The 16,298-nt window shown below is 70.5% G+C and carries 18 protein-coding genes; 9 read left to right on the top strand and 9 right to left on the bottom strand.

Annotation, left to right across the window (positions count from 1 at the left end; all coding sequences use genetic code 11):
• Positions 1-73: 73 nt before the first annotated feature.
• From ACNPQM_RS12625 to ACNPQM_RS12635, 3 genes are all read right to left on the bottom strand, one after another.
• On the bottom strand, positions 74-652 hold the full coding sequence (locus ACNPQM_RS12625; RefSeq protein ID WP_358860827.1) for a TerD family protein: 579 nt from the start codon (positions 650-652) through the stop codon (positions 74-76).
• 128 nt (positions 653-780) lie between these two features.
• The gene (gene uvrB, locus ACNPQM_RS12630) at positions 781-2,910 is read right to left on the bottom strand and encodes an excinuclease ABC subunit UvrB (protein ID WP_418084050.1); all 2,130 of its coding nucleotides are present in this window, start codon (positions 2,908-2,910) and stop codon (positions 781-783) included.
• 40 nt (positions 2,911-2,950) lie between these two features.
• A complete protein-coding gene (locus ACNPQM_RS12635; protein ID WP_418084051.1) occupies positions 2,951-3,838 on the bottom strand; it encodes an MHYT domain-containing protein in 888 nt (295 codons plus the stop codon).
• A gap of 214 nt (positions 3,839-4,052) precedes the next feature.
• Between ACNPQM_RS12635 and ACNPQM_RS12640 the strand changes: the two genes are divergently transcribed.
• From ACNPQM_RS12640 to ACNPQM_RS12650, 3 genes are all read left to right on the top strand, one after another.
• Positions 4,053-4,979 (top strand): glycerophosphodiester phosphodiesterase, encoded by a 927-nt coding sequence (locus ACNPQM_RS12640; protein WP_418084052.1) that lies wholly within the window; start codon positions 4,053-4,055, stop codon positions 4,977-4,979.
• A 57-nt stretch (positions 4,980-5,036) separates the two neighbouring features.
• A complete protein-coding gene (locus ACNPQM_RS12645) occupies positions 5,037-5,606 on the top strand; it encodes a methylated-DNA--[protein]-cysteine S-methyltransferase (protein ID WP_358860823.1) in 570 nt (189 codons plus the stop codon).
• Positions 5,607-5,744: 138 nt separating this feature from the next.
• On the top strand, positions 5,745-6,998 hold the full coding sequence (locus ACNPQM_RS12650; protein ID WP_418084143.1) for an MFS transporter: 1,254 nt from the start codon (positions 5,745-5,747) through the stop codon (positions 6,996-6,998).
• An 87-nt stretch (positions 6,999-7,085) separates the two neighbouring features.
• On the opposite strand, the gene ACNPQM_RS12655 is transcribed toward ACNPQM_RS12650, so the two are convergent.
• Positions 7,086-7,448, bottom strand: coding sequence for a cupin domain-containing protein (locus ACNPQM_RS12655; RefSeq protein WP_358860822.1), 363 nt, complete (start codon positions 7,446-7,448; stop codon positions 7,086-7,088).
• Between the two features lie 239 nt (positions 7,449-7,687).
• Here ACNPQM_RS12655 and ACNPQM_RS12660 point away from each other — a divergent pair, with 239 nt between their 5' ends.
• Together ACNPQM_RS12660 and ACNPQM_RS12665 are read left to right on the top strand one after the other, a co-directional pair.
• Entirely contained in the window at positions 7,688-8,668 is a 981-nt protein-coding gene (locus ACNPQM_RS12660; RefSeq protein WP_418084053.1) for a pseudouridine-5'-phosphate glycosidase, read from the top strand.
• Positions 8,665-9,561 (top strand): carbohydrate kinase family protein, encoded by an 897-nt coding sequence (locus ACNPQM_RS12665; RefSeq protein ID WP_418084054.1) that lies wholly within the window; start codon positions 8,665-8,667, stop codon positions 9,559-9,561. Before ACNPQM_RS12660 ends, ACNPQM_RS12665 begins: the two co-directional genes overlap by 4 nt.
• Before the next feature lies 1 nt (position 9,562).
• Here the strand turns inward: ACNPQM_RS12665 and ACNPQM_RS12670 are convergent, their stop codons facing one another.
• The 3 genes from ACNPQM_RS12670 to ACNPQM_RS12680 form a co-directional block, all read right to left on the bottom strand.
• Positions 9,563-10,210, bottom strand: a complete 648-nt coding sequence (locus ACNPQM_RS12670) for a uridine kinase (protein WP_418084055.1) — start codon at positions 10,208-10,210, stop codon at positions 9,563-9,565.
• 290 nt (positions 10,211-10,500) lie between these two features.
• Entirely contained in the window at positions 10,501-10,953 is a 453-nt protein-coding gene (locus ACNPQM_RS12675; RefSeq protein WP_358860818.1) for a cupin domain-containing protein, read from the bottom strand.
• 187 nt (positions 10,954-11,140) lie between these two features.
• Complete coding sequence (locus tag ACNPQM_RS12680; RefSeq protein WP_418084056.1) at positions 11,141-11,827, bottom strand: winged helix-turn-helix transcriptional regulator; 687 nt, start codon at positions 11,825-11,827, stop codon at positions 11,141-11,143.
• An 85-nt stretch (positions 11,828-11,912) separates the two neighbouring features.
• Between ACNPQM_RS12680 and ACNPQM_RS12685 the strand changes: the two genes are divergently transcribed.
• Both ACNPQM_RS12685 and ACNPQM_RS12690 read left to right on the top strand, forming a co-directional pair.
• On the top strand, positions 11,913-13,124 hold the full coding sequence (locus ACNPQM_RS12685; RefSeq protein ID WP_418084057.1) for a pyridoxal phosphate-dependent aminotransferase: 1,212 nt from the start codon (positions 11,913-11,915) through the stop codon (positions 13,122-13,124).
• Positions 13,121-13,774 (top strand): C39 family peptidase, encoded by a 654-nt coding sequence (locus ACNPQM_RS12690; protein WP_418084058.1) that lies wholly within the window; start codon positions 13,121-13,123, stop codon positions 13,772-13,774. Before ACNPQM_RS12685 ends, ACNPQM_RS12690 begins: the two co-directional genes overlap by 4 nt.
• Before the next feature lie 117 nt (positions 13,775-13,891).
• Here ACNPQM_RS12690 and ACNPQM_RS12695 read toward each other — a convergent pair whose 3' ends face one another.
• Entirely contained in the window at positions 13,892-14,395 is a 504-nt protein-coding gene (locus tag ACNPQM_RS12695; protein ID WP_418084059.1) for a RidA family protein, read from the bottom strand.
• A 183-nt stretch (positions 14,396-14,578) separates the two neighbouring features.
• Between ACNPQM_RS12695 and ACNPQM_RS12700 the strand changes: the two genes are divergently transcribed.
• A complete protein-coding gene (locus ACNPQM_RS12700) occupies positions 14,579-15,010 on the top strand; it encodes a DUF3574 domain-containing protein (protein WP_418084144.1) in 432 nt (143 codons plus the stop codon).
• A gap of 34 nt (positions 15,011-15,044) precedes the next feature.
• Here ACNPQM_RS12700 and ACNPQM_RS12705 read toward each other — a convergent pair whose 3' ends face one another.
• Positions 15,045-15,593, bottom strand: coding sequence for an HXXEE domain-containing protein (locus tag ACNPQM_RS12705; RefSeq protein ID WP_418084060.1), 549 nt, complete (start codon positions 15,591-15,593; stop codon positions 15,045-15,047).
• 80 nt (positions 15,594-15,673) lie between these two features.
• Here ACNPQM_RS12705 and ACNPQM_RS12710 point away from each other — a divergent pair, with 80 nt between their 5' ends.
• A complete protein-coding gene (locus ACNPQM_RS12710) occupies positions 15,674-16,273 on the top strand; it encodes a TetR/AcrR family transcriptional regulator (protein ID WP_418084061.1) in 600 nt (199 codons plus the stop codon).
• Positions 16,274-16,298 lie beyond the last annotated feature (25 nt).

The following is a 16,298-nucleotide window of genomic DNA, read 5'->3' on the forward strand; positions in this document are numbered from 1 at the left end:
GCTCCCGGCGGCCGTCGCCGCCGGGAGCTGCCCCTGCCGATACGGACCCGAGCGGTCCGGCTGTGCCCAGGGCCTAGAGGTGCGGCAGGATCGCCGGCATCAGGTCCTGAAAGGTGCGGCCGTTGGCCGAGTTGCCGAGGGCGGTCATCTGCCACCCGGCGCCCACGCGGTGCACCTTGGCCATGATCTGGGCGGTGTACTGGCCGCCGCCGTCCAGCGTGTAGCGGGCGAGCTCCTGGCCGTTGGTCTCGTCGACGATGCGGCAGAAGGCGTTCTGCACCTCCTGGAACGTCTGGCCGGTGAAGGAGTTCACCGTGAAGACGATCTGGTCGATGTGGACCGGAACCCGCTGCAGGTCGACGAGGATCGCCTCGTCGTCGCCACCGGAACCGGCGCCGCCGACCAGGTTGTCGCCGGTGTGCTTCACCGAGCCGTCGTCGCTGACGAGGTGACGGAAGAAGACCACGTCGACCGGCTGCTTGTCGGCGAACAGCACCGCCGAGGCGTCCAGGTCGATCTCCCGTGTGCGCGACCCGAACAGACCGCGGCGCGGCGCCGCCTGCCAGCCGAGCCCCATCCGTACCGCGGTCAGGGTCCCCCCGTCGCTCTTCTGCAGGCTGATGGCCTGACCCTTGGTCATGTTGACCGTCACGCGCTGTCCCCTCTCCGCTGACCCGCACCCGTCCGTGCGGCTGCCCAGCACCCTACGCAGTCACGCCGAAGGCGCAGCAGCTTCCGGGCGTTTTTGTGTCGCTCTTGCAACACACCGGCTGCGATGCGTCAGGCGAGGCCCGCCTCCCGCATCTGGCGCAGCTCCTTCTTCAACTCGCCCACCTCGTCACGCAGTCGGGCGGCGACCTCGAACTGCAGGTCCGCGGCGGCGGCCCGCATCCGGTCGGTCATCTCCTCGATGATCCCGGCGAGCTCGGTGGCGGGCCGGTCCGTGGCCACCGCGCCGGCCTTCTTGGCTCCGGCCGCCTTGCCCGCCTTTCCCGCCTTGCCGCTGAGCGCGGGAACGGGCGCCTTGACGGCCTTCCCCTGGCGGTAGCCGGTGCCGAGCAGCTCCTCGGTGTCCATCTCTTCGCGGGCGATCGTCGCGACGATGTCATTGATCTTCTTGCGCAGCGGCTGCGGATCGATCCCGCGCTCGGTGTTGTACGCGATCTGCTTCTCCCGGCGCCGGTTGGTCTCGTCGATGGCCTTCTCCATCGCCGGGGTGATCTTGTCCGCGTACATATGGACCTCGCCGGACACATTGCGGGCCGCGCGGCCGATGGTCTGGATGAGGGACGTCCCGGAGCGCAGGAAACCCTCCTTGTCGGCGTCGAGGATGGCCACCAGGGACACCTCGGGCAGGTCGAGACCCTCGCGGAGGAGGTTGATGCCGACCAGGACGTCGTATTCCCCGGACCGCAGTTCGCGCAGCAGCTCGACGCGGCGGAGCGTGTCGACGTCGCTGTGGAGATAACGGACCTGGATGCCCAGCTCCAGGAAGTAATCCGTGAGGTCCTCAGCCATCTTCTTGGTGAGGGTGGTGACCAGGACCCGCTCGTCCTTCTCGGTGCGCTTGCGGATCTCGTGCACCAAGTCGTCGATCTGGCCCTCGGTGGGCTTGACAACGACCTCCGGGTCGACGAGGCCGGTGGGGCGGATGATCTGCTCCACGAATCCGTCGCCGCGGGACAGCTCATACTTGCCCGGGGTGGCGGAGAGATAGATGGTCTGACCGATCCGCTCCGTGAACTCCTCCCACCTCAGTGGGCGGTTGTCAAGGGCGGACGGCAGCCGGAAGCCGTGGTCGACGAGGCTGCGCTTGCGGGAGGCGTCGCCCTCGTACATCGCGCCGATCTGCGGCACGGTGACATGCGATTCGTCGATGACGAGCAGGAAGTCCTCGGGGAAGTAGTCGAGGAGGGTGTTGGGCGCGGTGCCGGGCTCGCGGCCGTCCATGTGCATCGAGTAGTTCTCGATGCCGGAGCAGGTGCCGATCTGGCGCATCATCTCGATGTCGTACGTGGTGCGCATCCGCAGCCGCTGGGCCTCCAGCAGCTTGCCCTGCTTCTCCAGCTCGTCGAGGCGCTCCTGCAGCTCCTGCTCGATGCCGTTGACCGCCTTCTCCATGCGCTCCGGGCCCGCCACGTAGTGGCTGGCGGGGAAGACATAGAGCTCGCGGTCCTCGCTGATCACCTCGCCGGTGAGCGGATGGAGGGTGGAGAGCGCCTCGATCTCGTCGCCGAACATCTCGATACGGACGGCGAGCTCCTCGTAGACCGGGAAGATCTCGATGGTGTCGCCGCGCACCCGGAAGGTGCCACGGGTGAACGCGACGTCGTTGCGCGTGTACTGGATCTCGACGAAGCGGCGCAGCAGCTGGTCGCGGTCGATCTCCTCCCCCACCGTGAGCGGGACCATGCGGTCCACGTACTCCTGCGGCGTACCGAGGCCGTAGATGCACGAGACCGAGGCGACCACGACGACGTCGCGGCGGGTGAGCAGCGAGTTCGTCGCGGAGTGGCGCAGTCGCTCGACCTCGTCGTTGATCGACGAGTCCTTCTCGATGTAGGTGTCCGACTGCGGGATGTACGCCTCGGGCTGGTAGTAGTCGTAGTACGAGACGAAGTACTCGACGGCGTTGTTGGGGAGCAGCTCGCGGAACTCGTTCGCCAGCTGGGCGGCGAGGGTCTTGTTCGGCGCCATCACCAGGGTGGGGCGCTGCAGCTTCTCGATCATCCAGGCGGTGGTCGCCGACTTACCGGTGCCGGTCGCGCCGAGCAGCACGACATCCTTCTCACCTGCCCGGATACGCCGCTCCAGGTCGGCGATGGCAGCGGGCTGGTCTCCGCTGGGCTGGTAGGGACTGACGACCTCGAAAGGCGCCACCGAACGTTCGATCTTCGAAACGGGCCGCATGCCACCACGGTACGACCCCCCACTGACAACCGGGGCTCGGTCACCAGTCCCGGGGCGGCGGGGAGTCCCGGTGCTGCGACTGGAACGACGCCGGGTCGGCGTGGGTACCGAAGCGCGGGACCTGACGCTGGGCGGGAATGCCGGGGGGCCGGCCGGCGCCGACTCCGTTCCGGGGGTCGTCCCAGCCCGGGGAACCCATCACCACCAGGGGATCGAACATGACGACCACCGCGGCGAGCAGGAGGAAGCAGGCCGGGCCGATCATCAGCGGGATCAGGGCTGGGATCGCCCCGTTGTCGGTCACGGAATGCGCGACGGCGGCGGGGTGCAGATGGACGCTGAGCGCGGCCATGCCCGTGTAGTGCATCCCGCTCACGGCCACACCCATCACCACGCTGGCGCCGAGGCTGGGCAGGAAGCCGTGGATGGAGACGGCCGACCACAGTGCGGTCGTTGAGGCGACCACGGCGATGACGACGGAGAGCGAAACGGTGAGCGTGTCGTACTCGAGTGTTCCCTGGAGGCGCATGCCGGCCATGCCGAGGTAGTGCATGGTGGCCACGCCGAGTCCGGTGATGGTGCCGCCGGTGACCAGGGCCATGGAGGTGGCGCCGCGGTAGCCGACGATGAAGATGCCGATACCGACCATGACGATCGCGATGGCCAGGCTGGCGAACGTGATCGGGGTGTCGTAGCCGATCGGGGTGTCGTCGACGCTGAAGCCCATCATCGCGATGAAGTGCATCGTCCATATGCCGGATCCGATGGAGGTGGCCCCGAGGGCGAGCCAGCCGGCCTTGAAGGAACGCTCGGTGCGCAGCGACCGCGTCGTACAGCGCAGTCCGAGGGCCGCCCCGAGGCACGCCATGAGGAACGCCGCGATGGGCGTCACCACTCCATAGCTGAAACCGTCGATTGTGCCCTGCATGCTCGTACGCCCTTCGAGGAGGCCCGGGTTCGGGGTGACCCTAAGGCGCACGTCCCGGCAAACAAACAGAAGAGCTGCATTTTATCGGCCCGGAAACCGGCCCGTGACTCCGTCCTGCCCGCCGCGTTCACGTGATGGCCACTCGTCGCCCGCCCCTCGTCGGGTGGCCGCTGTCACGCTCGGCCCGTCCGTCACTCTGCCCCAAGGAGTACACGTGCACGCACGCACCGCAGCCGTCTCCCTCGCCGCCGCCCTGCTGGGCGTCGGCGCGCTGCTGCTTGCCACCCCCCGTTCACCGGCCACGGACACCGGCTCGGCCACGGGTACGAAGGCAGTGACCGGCATCCGGACGGTCGGGGCACCTGCCGCGGCCCCGGTCGTCTTCGCCCACCGGGGCGCCTCGGCGTACGCGCCGGAGAACACCCTGGCCGCCGTCGACAGGGCCGACCGCCTCGGCTTCGACTGGGTGGAGAACGATGTCCAGCTCACCAGGGACGGTGTGCCGGTCGTCATCCACGACACCGGTCTGAAGCGGACCACCGACGTCGAGAACGTCTTCCCGGACCGCGCGCCGTGGGCGGTCAAGGACTTCACGGCCGCGGAGATCGCCCGGCTGGACGCGGGCAGCTGGTTCGGTGCGCGGTACACCGGGACCCGGGTGCCCACGCTCACGCAGTACCTGGACCGGATCGGGCGCAACCGGCAGAAGCTGCTGCTGGAGATCAAGAGCCCGGAGCTCTATCCGGGCATCGAGAAGGAGATCCTGCGGGTACTGCGCCGGGCGGGGTGGCTCGACCGCGATCACGTCAGGAGCCGACTCGTGATCCAGAGTTTCGCCGCCGGCAGTCTGAAGAAGGTCCATCAGCAGCGTCCGGACGTCACCACCGGCTTCCTCGGCACCCCTGCGATCGCCGATCTGGCGTCGTACGCGGCGTTCACCGACCAGATCAACCCGTCGTACAAATCGATCGGCGCCGCCTACGTCGCCGCTGTGCACGCGCTGAAGGGAGCGCACGGCAAGAAGCTCAGGGTCAACACCTGGACGGTCAACGATGCGGCGACCGCCGCGAAGGTGGAACTCCTCGGCGTGGACGGGATCATCACCAACACCCCTGATGTGGTGCGCGAGGCGACCGGCTGACAACCGGAGGGCGCATCCCGCCCCCCGTTGTCAGTGGCCGGCCGTACGGTGGATTCCATGAACAGCAACGGGGGTGCCGGCCGAGGCGATGCCGGCGGCAGGGTCGAGTGGGCCGTCGTCGGGAGCGACATCGGGCCGCTGCTGCTGGCCGCCACCGACGCGGGGCTGGTGAGCGTGGTCTTCCACGCCGGGCCCGCGGTGCGGGACAGGGCGGTCGCGCAGTTGCGCACCCGTCTCGGGGCGGAGCCGGTGGAGGCGCCCGGTTCCGGCCGCCTCGCCGAGCCGATACGCCAGCTCGCGGAGTACTTCGCCGGGTCGTTGCGGGAGTTCTCGCTCGACCTGGACTGGTCGCTGACCACGGGTTTCAACCGCCAGGTGCTCCGCGAGCTGGCGACGGGTGTGCCGTACGGAACAGTCGTCGGGTACGGGGACCTCGCCGAGCGGGCTGGGCAGCCGGGCGCGGCGCAGGCGGTCGGGGCGGCCATGGGGTCCAACCCACTGCCCGTGGTGGTGCCCTGCCATCGGGTGGTGGAGAGCGATGGCGGACTCGGCGGGTTCGGCGGCGGCCTGGAGACCAAGCGGCAACTGCTGGCGCTGGAAGGGGTTCTGCCGCAGCCGCTGTTCTGAGCCCGTGTGCCCCGACCGACCCGGACCCCATTTTCGTGCCCACGTGCGAGCTGGCACACTCCGTCAGTGACCAACACCCTCGATGCATCTGACTCGCCCACCGAACCCACCGGCCCCGGCGAACCGGGCAAACCTACCGTGGCCGCACCCGTCACCGCAGCAGAGCTGCCCGCTCTTCGGCGCAGGACGTCCGCGGTACTGATCGCCTCTCAGATCCTCGGCGGGCTCGGTGTGCCCATCGGTATCGCCCTGGCCCCCGTGCTGGCAACACAAGTGAGCGGCTCCGAGGCGCTGTCCGGTCTTGCGCCGACCGCGTCGGTGACCGGCACGGCGCTGCTGTCGTTGCCGCTGGCCGCGCTGATGACCTCGCGGGGCCGACGCCCCGGCCTCGTTCTCGCGTACCTGATCGGTGCGCTGGGCGCGGGGCTGGTGGTCGTGGCCTCCGTCGTGGGCAGCTTCCCGTTGCTGCTGCTCGGCATGGCCGGGTTCGGTGCCGGTTCGTCGGCCAATCTGCAGGCGCGGTTCGCCGCCGCCGACCTGGCCGAGCCGGACCGTCGCGGCCGGGCGATCTCCACCGTCATCTGGGCCACCACGATCGGTTCGGTCCTCGGCCCCAACATCGCGGCTCCGGCTGGCCGGGTCTTCCGGTCCACATCCATACCCGAGACGGCCGGACCGTTCCTCTGGGCTGCCGGGATCTTCCTGCTCGCCGCGGTGGTGGTCGCGGTGCTGCTGCGGCCCGATCCACTGCTCACCGCGCGTGCGCTGACGCCGCAGGACAGCCGGTCCGAGGGCGGCCGTTCACTGCGGGCGGGCATCGCGGCGGTGCGGGCCTCGCCGATGGCCCGGCTGGCGCTGGTGACGGTGGCCGGATCGCACACCGCGATGGTGTCGATCATGGTGATGACCCCGGTCGATCTGGGCCACCACGGCGCGGACCTGCAGCTGATCGGCCTGGTCATCAGCGGCCACATCGCGGGCATGTACGCGTTCTCACCGGTGATGGGCTGGCTCTCCGACCGCTTCGGACGGCTCGCCGTGATCGGTCTGGCCGTCGGGCTGCTGTCCTGCGCCGCGCTGCTGGCCGGCACCGCCGGTCCCAGTCATGGCCAGACGGCCGCCGGTCTGTTCGTGCTCGGGCTCGGCTGGTCGGCGGGCCTGGTGGCAGGTTCGGCTCTCCTCACCGACTCCGTGCCGCAGCCCGCGCGCGCCGCCGTGCAGGGTCTGTCGGACCTGACCATGAACACGGCGGCGGGCATCGGCGGTGCGGTCGCCGGAGTGATCGTCTCCCAGGCGGGTTACGGCTGGCTGAACGCGGCCGGTGCCTGTCTCCTGCTGCCGATGGCTGCACTGGCGCTGCGCCAGGCGCTGTCCCGGCCCGCCACCACCTGACCGGGCCGGGGGACCGGAACGTGACCGGACCGCGCGAACCGGGAGCGGCACCGGACCGCAGGCTCCCGCCGGACAGCCGCCGGGTACTCAGAGGCTGATGTGGTACGCCTTGCGCAGCGTCTCGTGCACGGTCCACGTCGTACGGTCGCCCTCGCGCAGGACGCAGGCGTCACCCGGGCCGATCTCCAGCGTCTCGCCGTCCTCGACCACGACGGTCGCGCGCCCGCTGACGACCACGAACAGCTCGTTGGCCTCGGTGTCGGTGACCACGCCGGGCGTGATCTGCCAGATGCCCCGCAGCTGCTTGCCGTCCGGCGACTCCCACAGCACCTTGCCGGTCACCACGGGCTCGCCCGAGACGATCTGAGCAGGGTCGAGCGGTTCCGGTTCGAGGTCGGCGTCCGGAATGTGCACAACGAAGGAAGCGGGAACTTGATCAATTGTGGTCATGGTCGGTCACCCTAGCGACCGCGTCGGGACGTCGTGCCACCAGGACCGGCTGGAAGAAGCCAGGCCCGTCGTTCCCGCGGGGGTGCGCCGTCCGGCTGCCGCGGTGGTGTCGGCATGGCGCTCGTGGCGCCGACGACGGCGTCGAGCGACGCGTCACGGAAGGCAGGAGCCCCCTGTCGGCGGCTGCTCGGCTCCCGGGACACGTTTGAGGCCGGGCCGCCCGCGACAGGGATGTGGACATGTCACCGAACGCGCCGCAGCGCGCCCACCCGTACGCACCGGCCCTCTCCACCGAGGTACAGGAAGCTCTCGCCGCGCACCGCCCCGTCGTGGCGCTGGAGTCGACGATCATCGCGCACGGTCTGCCGCGACCCCGGAATCTACGGGTCGCGGAAGAGCTGGAAGAGCTCGTACGGTCCGCGGAGGCCGTCCCCGCGACCATCGCCGTGCTGGACGGCAGGGTCCATGTCGGCCTGGACAAGTCCGAGTTGGAGCGGGTCGCCGAAGATCCGACGCTGCGCAAGCTCGGGCACCGGGACCTCGCTCCGGCGCTGGCGGCGGGAGCGAGCGGGGCGACGACCGTGTCCGCGACGGCGTTCCTCGCGGCTCGTGCGGGGCTGCGCGTCTTCGCGACGGGCGGCCTCGGGGGTGTGCACCGGGGGTGGACCGAGAACCAGGACGAGTCCGCGGATCTCAGGCTGCTCGCACGGACCGGCATCACCGTGGTGTGCGCGGGCGTGAAATCGATCCTGGACGTCCCCGCGACGCTGCAGCGCCTGGAGACACTCGGGGTCGGAGTGCTCGGCTACCGCACGGAGCATTTCCCCGGCTTCTATCTCAGCAGTTCGGGGGAGCCGGTGGACTGGACGGTGCGCACGCCCGAGGAGGTCGCGGAAGTGATGCGGGCCGGGGACACGCTCGGCGGTCCCCCCGCGGCGCTGATCGTCGCCAACCCCGTACCTCGGAAGGACCAGCTGGATCCCGCGCTGCACGACCGCGTACTGGCGGAGGCGCTGAACGCGTGCCGGGAGCGCGGCATCGCGGGCCAGGCCGTCACACCCTTCCTGCTCGACCATCTGATGCGGCAGACCGAGGGGGCGTCGCTGGAGGCCAACGTCGCGGCGGTGCGCGGAAACGTATCGCTTGCGGCGCGGATCGCCGTCGCCTGGGCCACGATCCACGGGGGACCGCTGGAGCGGGACCCGGCAGGATCCCAGTGACCGGCGGCGGCCTTCTCGTCGTCGGGGACGTGGTCACGGACGTGGTGGCCCGGCATGTCTCGCCACTCGTCCACGGCACGGACACGGCGGCCCGGATCAGCACGCTGCCGGGCGGGGCCGGCGCCAATGCCGCCTGCTGGGCGGCGCGTTCGGGCTGCCAGGACGTGCGACTGGTGGCGCGGGTGGGCGCGGACTCCGCGGCCTGGCACGAGGACGTGCTGCGGCGGGCAGGGGTACGTCCTCTGCTGGTGGTGGACGACGGGGCGCCGACCGCCACTGTCGTCGCGCTCGTCGACTCCGCGGCCGAACGCACCTTCCTCACCGACAGCGGCGCCGTACTGCGCCTCTCCCCCGCCGACTGGTTGCCGTCCCTTCTCGACGGCATCGCACATCTGCATCTCTCCGGCTATCTCATCTTCGCCCCGACGAGCCGCGCGACGGCCCTGCTCGCCCTGCGGGAGGCCCGGCGGCGGCACATCCCGACGAGCGTGGATCCAGCCTCCGCGGGCTTCCTCGCCGAACTCGGCGCCGACACGTTCCTGACGGCCGTGGAGGGAGCGGATCTGCTGCTGCCGAACGCGGACGAGGCCCGGCTGCTCACCGGACTCCCCGAACCGGCTGACGCCGCCGCCAAGCTGAGCCTGATGTTCCCTCAGGTCGTCGTCACCCTGGGTGAGGAGGGTGCCCTGCTCGCCGCCGGAGGGACGGTGACCGGACGTGTTCCGGCCGTTCCGGTGCGCGCAGCGGTGGACTCCACCGGGGCGGGCGACGCGTTCACCGGAGGGTTCCTCGCAGCGCGGCTGGCGGGGGCGGACGAGGCCACGGCCGCGGCGGCAGGCTGCCGGTCGGGGGCCGAGGCGGTCGCAACGGTCGGCGGCCGGCCCGGCGGGTGATCTACCGGCCCCCGGGCAACCCGGTCCAGGCGGGGTGGAGCGGATCGTCGGCCCGGACGACCGCGTCCGCACGCCCGGCGGGCTCCACTTCCTCCTCGTACCGCGCGAAAGCCGGCAGAGTCCACCGCTCGCTCTCCTCGGTGCGCCGCCGCAGCGCGCCCGGCGAGAGCCGCAGATGGAGACTCAGGTCGAACGGGAACCAGTGCCCGAGCAGCAACGGCCCATGCATCACCAGCACGCCGCCCTCAGGAAGGTGTTGATACGGGCTGCGGGTGGCCCGGTCCGTCACCGGGTCCCACAGATCGGGCAGCACCCGCCCGCTGCCGCCCGGCTCCAGCGGCCCGAAGACCTCACGCCAGAGAGCTCCCGTGTCGAACCAGCTGTCGACATACGAGTCGGGGTCCCGCTTGCCGTATTCGTAGCGCAGGCTCGCAGGGCGCAGGAACCCGTCGGTGGACACGACGAGCACGGCACGGCCACGGATCCTCAGCTCCTGCGCGACACGCTCGGCCGGCTCCCCGGTGCGGGCGGCTGGAGCGCCGTCGATGCCGACCTTGAGCCACGGGCCGCCGTCGGACGGCTTCAGCCCGTCGGCGTACGCGGCGACGGTTTCGGCCAGCCGTTCCCAGGTGATCGCTTCGAATCGCACCCGACCATCATCGCCCCGGCGCCGGCCGTCCCGCCGTCGGGTTACCTCGTCATGGCCGCACGCGGACGGCATGCCTTCCCCTGCTCCGGAGCGGGAGCAGGGGCACCATGCGCCGAGCGCCTGCGCCAAGTGCTGCGCGAGGGCCGCACGGCGCGCCGGGAGGAGACCGCCCGTGCTCGCCCTGTCCTACGCCTCCGGCCCCTCCCCGTCCACGGCCCCTCGCCCCTGTCCTCGTGCAGGGAGACGCTCGCCCGGCCGGCGCCGTCGGCGGGCGAGCGTCACGCGCCACGTCACTGCTGCGCGCCGCAGTCCACCGCTTCGGCGTCGTCGGAGAGTGCGCTTCCCTCAGGCAGCAGATAGGTCACCCAGAGCACGACCGGCTCGGTGCCCAGATTCCGTCCGATGTGGCGGTGCTTGGCCCCGGACGGTTCGATGAACGAGGTACCCGCAGGCGTCACTTCGACCGAGCAGTCGTCCAGTGTGCGCGTCAGCGTCCCCGACTTGACGACGGCGATCAGCTGGCCGCTGTGGGTGTGCCAGCCGGTTGAGCCCCCCGGCTCCAGGGTGATCGTCCGGAAGGTCACATCCGTACGGCCGTTCGGAGTCTTCACCTTCAGCTTGCCGGCCGATGTGCCCTTCGCGACAATCGTGCCGCTCACCCCTCCGCCGGGGGTGGCGAGTGCCGCCGACGGCACGAAGCCGAGCGCCGCCGCACAGCCGCCGATGACCAGGGTCTTACCCACTCGCCCCTTCGGCCCTGGCCGTCCTTGCCATCCCAGCTGTTCCTGCTGCCCCTGCCGTCTGCCGATCCTCACCCGAATTCCCTCCGCCGCGGCGCCCCTGACATCCAAATAACCCGACGCTACCCGGGAGTTGAACTTCAGAACCCCCCGGACACAGAGGTCGTCGAGAAGGCCGCAGCGAAGGTGCTCACAGCATTGCCCCGTCGCGCAGCTCAGCGGCCAGCGGCCCCTCGCCCGCGACCTCGACCCGCCCGTCCTTCACGGCCTCGGCGAGCGTGAATTCGCCTCGTCCGAGCGCGAGACAGACCTCGCCGTCGAGCACGAGCCGGGCGTCCGCGTGAGCGGCCGGTCCGTCCCCGTACACCCCCGCACCGTCGGCCGGTCCGCTCGATCCGTTCACACGCACATGGAACTCCCCCTCATCGAGGTGGACTTCGACGACTCCCGCGTGGGTCAGCGCGTCCAGCGCGCGCAGCAGCGGCAGCGCGAACCAGTGCGCCCGCACGGCATCGGTCGGCCGCCGCTCGCCGATCGCCGGCGCGCCCCACTCGGCGAGCGCGGCGAGGACCGGCAGCAACCCATGGCCGCGCTCGGTCAGTTCGTACACCGACGCGGCGGCGGGCGGCGGCAGCCTGCGGCGGACGGCCAGGCCACCCTGCTCCATGTCCTTGAGCCGGGACGCGAGGACGTCCGTGCTGACGCCGGGAAGGTCGGCGTGCAGATCGGTGTAACGGCGTGGCCCCGCCAGCAGTTCACGGACGATCAGCAGGGTCCAGCGGTCCCCCACGGAGTCGAGGGCCCGGGCGGTGGCGCAGAACTGGTCGTAACTTCGGCGGCGCGCGGGGCGTGCGGATGGCTGCTGCTGACGTGGCATGCGACGCAGTCTAGACATGTTGTTGGACTTTCCAAGCCCAAGCTTGGTAAAACCAAGTATCGCAATCGGGTCGGGGAGGCACCGCATGGAATTCCGGCAGTCCAGCAAGCTCAACGAGGTCTGTTACGAGATCCGCGGCCCGGTCATCGAGCACGCCAACGCCCTGGAGGAGGCGGGTCACAGCGTGCTCCGCCTCAACACGGGCAACCCCGCGCTCTTCGGATTCGAGGCGCCGGAGGAAATCGTCCAGGACATGATCCGGATGCTTCCGCAGGCCCACGGCTACAGCGATTCGCGCGGCGTCCTCTCCGCCCGCCGCGCGGTGGCCCAGCGCTACCAGGCGATGGGGCTGACGGATGTCGGGGTGGACGACATCTTCCTCGGCAACGGGGTGTCCGAGCTGATCTCCATGTCCGTGCAGGCGCTGCTGGAGGACGGCGACGAGGTGCTCATCCCGTCGCCCGACTATCCGCTGTGGACCGCGGTGGTGACCCTCGCGGGCGGCAAGGCCGTGCACTACACGTGCGACGAGGCGTCGGACTGGAATCCGGACCTCGCCGACATGGCATCGAAGATCACCGACCGCACCAAGGCCGTCGTGATCATCAACCCGAACAACCCGACCGGCGCCGTCTATCCGCGCGAGATCCTGGACGGCATCCTCGACCTGGCGCGCAGGCACGGTCTGCTGGTCCTCGCCGATGAGATCTACGACCAGATCCTCTACGACGACGCCGAGCACCACAGCGTGGCGGTCCTCGCCCCCGACCTGGTCTGTCTCACCTTCAGCGGTCTGTCGAAGACCTACCGGGTGGCGGGGTTCCGCTCCGGCTGGATGGTGGTGTCCGGCCCGCAGCAGCACGCCAGCAACTATCTGGAGGGCCTGACGATGCTCGCCTCCATGCGGCTGTGCCCGAACGCCCCCGCGCAGTACGCCATCCAGGCCGCGCTCGGCGGCCGGCAGTCCATCCGGGAACTGGTGGCCCCCGGCGGCAGGCTGTACGAGCAGCGCAACCGGGCCTGGGAGAAGCTCAACGAGATCCCCGGAGTGTCGTGCGTGAAGCCGAAGGGCGCGCTGTACGCGTTCCCGCGCATCGACCCGAAGGTGCATGCGATCGTCGACGACGAGAAGTTCGTCCTCGATCTGTTGCTGCGGGAGAAGATCCAGGTGGTTCAGGGCACGGGCTTCAACTGGCCGCGGCCCGACCACTTCCGGATCCTGACCCTCCCGTACGCTGACGATCTCGACGCGGCGATCAGCCGCATCGGCCGCTTCTTGAACGGATACCGCCAGTGACCTGTCCCGCCTGCCGGTTCGCCGTCCATACGCAGTTCGCCTCACCCGAACTCGTGGGACCGATCGTCGAGGGCGGACTCGATCCGGCCGCCGACCCGGGCTGGGCGGACTCGGGGGCGGAATCGCCCGCCGAGTACGCGCGCTGGGCAGGTCACCTGTGCGGTGTGACCTGTCTGCGCATGGCGCTCGGTGCCGGCTCCCCGCCGCTGTTCGCCCTGCGTGACGGAGCGCTCAAGTACGGCGCGTACACGGAGGATGCCGAGGGGTCGATCCGGGGCCTGGTCTACGCGCCCTTCGCACAGTACGTGCGGGAAGTGCACGGCCTCGATGCCACCGTCCACCGCCACTTGTCGACGGACGAGATCGTGGCCCTGCTGGACGAGGGGCGGACGGTGATGGCGTCGGTGCACTACGCGATCCGGCATCCGGAGCAGCCCGCTCCGGGGCGGGGCGGACATCTGGTGCTGCTGACGTCCCGCACGCCGGACGGCAAGGGAGTCCATTTCCACAACCCGTCGGGCACGACGGCCACGACGCGGGCCGCGGAGCTTTCGCTGCCCGACTTCGAGCGGTTCTTCGCGGGGCGCGGGGTATCGCTCGCCGACGGCGCGCGGCGGGGGCCACGGACGGGCGCAGGCCCGGGGGCGTAGCCGTCCCATGCAGGTGCTTGATGTCGCCGCGCCCTTCCTTCGGACGACCACAGATCGAAGTTGCCCGGAGCCACGGGTTTTCGCGGCGCCGGCCCGAGCCACGGGGCGCAGCGGAATTCAGCCGGGCAGTGCCGCGGTGAGGTCGACCTCGATCAGCTGTCCGGGGAAACCGAGGCGCGCGACGCCGAGCAGCGTGCTCGCGGTGGTGAACGCGGACCCGATGACCGAGCCGGTGAGCCGGCGCCAGGCGGCTCCAAGGTCCGTGACATCGTCGCTGACCACGTAGATGACCGACCGGACGACCCGGGAGGGCTCGGCACCCACGGCCGCCAGGGCGACGAGTGCATCGGACGCCACCTGATCGATCTGGGCGTCGAGGCCGCCCGGTCCCACCAGCGCGCCGGAACGGCCGAGCGGACACTGCCCAGCCAGGTACGCGGCCCGGCCCGCCTCCACCACAGTGATGTGGTGATAGCCGGACGCGGCATGCAGTTTGTCCGGATTGAGCCGGCTGATCTCTGCAGTCGTGCAGCCGAGTCCGACAGCCCGGGCCACGGGGCGCACCGGGATCTCGACAGCCCGCAGGCCGATCCGTACGGGTGGTTTCCGGCGGATGACCATGTCCTGCCGCCGTCCGGCGGGGACCGCTTGTCACAGTGAGCCGCGCGCATCCGCGTCGCAGACCCACGCAGACTCCGCCCTCACCGGCTCCGAACGGAGGTCACCGCCGTGCCCCGCTTCCCTCACTTCACCAGCACGAAGGGTCTCACCGGCCCGACGCACCACACCGCACTCACCGCGGCCCTGGCCGTACTGGCCGTGGGCACGCCCGTCGCGTACGCCACACTCGGCAACGACGCCCCCTCCGCCTCACGGTCGGCGACATCGGTCGGCGCCGTTCGCGGGAAGGCCTACATCGAGACCCGGTTGTTCTTCGGCACCGAGCGTCCCGACGGTGGACCAGTTGTGACGGACAGTCAATTTTCGGCGTTCATCGACGAGGAGGTCACGCCGCGCTTCCCGAACGGCCTGACCATCCAGGACGGCCGCGGGCAGTGGCGGGATTCCCACGGGGCGATCGAACGTGAGCGCCGTTACGAACTGACCCTGCTCTACCCGGCGTCCGAGGCGCGCGTGCGCGACGTCCAGATCGAGCGGATCCGGAACGCCTACGAGAAGGCGTACGCCCAGGAATCGGTGGCCCGGATCGAGGAGCGTGCGACCGCCGACTTCTGACCCCGCCCCGACGCCCTGCCGCGCCGCACCCCGCTCATGTGGCCGTACGGACCCCGCGCCTGTGCGGCCGATTGATCCGGCGCGCCAGCCCGTGCGCTCCCGCGACGGCCACCGGGAAAAACGCCAGCGCCGCAGCCGCTGTACCGACGCCGCCGCTGTCGATACCGGCCGCCTTCAACCGCCGCAGGGCCCACAGCGAGTACGGGACGACAACGGTCGGCGACGTGGCGACCCCCGGTGTGTAGCCGCGGTACGCCACCGCCTGCGCGATGTGCACGACACCGTGCAGCCCGAATCCGACCAGTACGGTCCGGAAGAACGGGCTGCGACCGCCGGTGCGCGCCCCGTCGGCCGACGCCGCCGCCATGACTCCGCCCATGAGGCCGATGGCGACATTGGCGTCCCGCTGCGAGAGCTCCATTCGCGCCCAGACCCGTTCGGGCACTCTCGGGAATCGTTTCTGGAGCCGCGACCGGGCGGGCCGCGCCCAGCCGGCCATGGTGGCCAGCTCCTCCAGATCGTTGGCCACCCAGGCGGCGAGCAGCCCCCAGGTCACCGCCTTGGAAACCTCAGTCTCCGTCATACCAGCCCCCCGGCGTCGCAGTACGATGACAGCACGTTACAACACAACGCAACGTTGCGTTGCTTTTCTCTGGAGCGCCCATGGCCGCCGATCAGACCGTGAACCGCCGCCCGGGCAAGGGCCCTCGTGCCGCCGAAGCGATCTTCGACACCACGCTGCGCCATCTCGCGGAACGCGGATACGCCCGTCTCACCATCGAGGCCGTCGCTCAGGACTCCGGGGTCAACAAGACAACGATCTACCGTTGGTGGCCCTCGAAACCGGCGCTGCTGCGGGCGGCCATGCTCCATGCCCGGGTCCTCGACTTCGACATCCCCGATACGGGCAGTCTCCGCGGTGACCTGATCGCCCTCACCGAACAGATCGTCGGCCTGCTCACCGACGAGCGTACGGAACCGGTCGCCCGCGCCATGACCGCGGGCACCGGCCTGCCGGACGACGAACTCGCCGCGCTCACCCGCGATTTCTTCGCCGACCGGTTCTCCCGCGAGCAGCCGGTCTTCGCCCGCGCCGTCGCCCGTGGTGAACTCCCGAAGGACGCCGACCCGATGCTGCTGATGGACCTGATCGCGGGGGCGGTCTGGATGCGGGTGCTGCTCCGCCGCGAACCGGCACCCCCGGACTTCGCCCGCGATGTCGTCGATGCCGTGACCGGCAGTGTTTACCCCGTGCGCAGCTGACAGACAGCCAGGGAGTCCGGGCGGA

Origin of the sequence: Streptomyces sp. NPDC056231, assembly GCF_048270745.1 — a bacterium.
Taxonomy (GTDB): Bacteria; Actinomycetota; Actinomycetes; order Streptomycetales; family Streptomycetaceae; genus Streptomyces.

Excerpts from the sequence above, each read along its gene's own strand:
- ACNPQM_RS12645 (WP_358860823.1), top strand. The coding sequence starts at position 5,037 with ATGAACAGCAACGGGGGTGCCGGCCGAGGCGATGCCGGCGGCAGGGTC.
- ACNPQM_RS12705 (WP_418084060.1), bottom strand. The coding sequence starts at position 15,593 with ATGACGGAGACTGAGGTTTCCAAGGCGGTGACCTGGGGGCTGCTCGCC.
- ACNPQM_RS12685 (WP_418084057.1), top strand. The coding sequence starts at position 11,913 with ATGGAATTCCGGCAGTCCAGCAAGCTCAACGAGGTCTGTTACGAGATC.
- ACNPQM_RS12655 (WP_358860822.1), bottom strand. The coding sequence starts at position 7,448 with ATGACCACAATTGATCAAGTTCCCGCTTCCTTCGTTGTGCACATTCCG.
- ACNPQM_RS12695 (WP_418084059.1), bottom strand. The coding sequence starts at position 14,395 with ATGGTCATCCGCCGGAAACCACCCGTACGGATCGGCCTGCGGGCTGTC.
- ACNPQM_RS12680 (WP_418084056.1), bottom strand. The coding sequence starts at position 11,827 with ATGCCACGTCAGCAGCAGCCATCCGCACGCCCCGCGCGCCGCCGAAGT.
- ACNPQM_RS12710 (WP_418084061.1), top strand. The coding sequence starts at position 15,674 with ATGGCCGCCGATCAGACCGTGAACCGCCGCCCGGGCAAGGGCCCTCGT.
- ACNPQM_RS12660 (WP_418084053.1), top strand. The coding sequence starts at position 7,688 with ATGTCACCGAACGCGCCGCAGCGCGCCCACCCGTACGCACCGGCCCTC.
- uvrB (WP_418084050.1), bottom strand. The coding sequence starts at position 2,910 with ATGCGGCCCGTTTCGAAGATCGAACGTTCGGTGGCGCCTTTCGAGGTC.
- ACNPQM_RS12635 (WP_418084051.1), bottom strand. The coding sequence starts at position 3,838 with ATGCAGGGCACAATCGACGGTTTCAGCTATGGAGTGGTGACGCCCATC.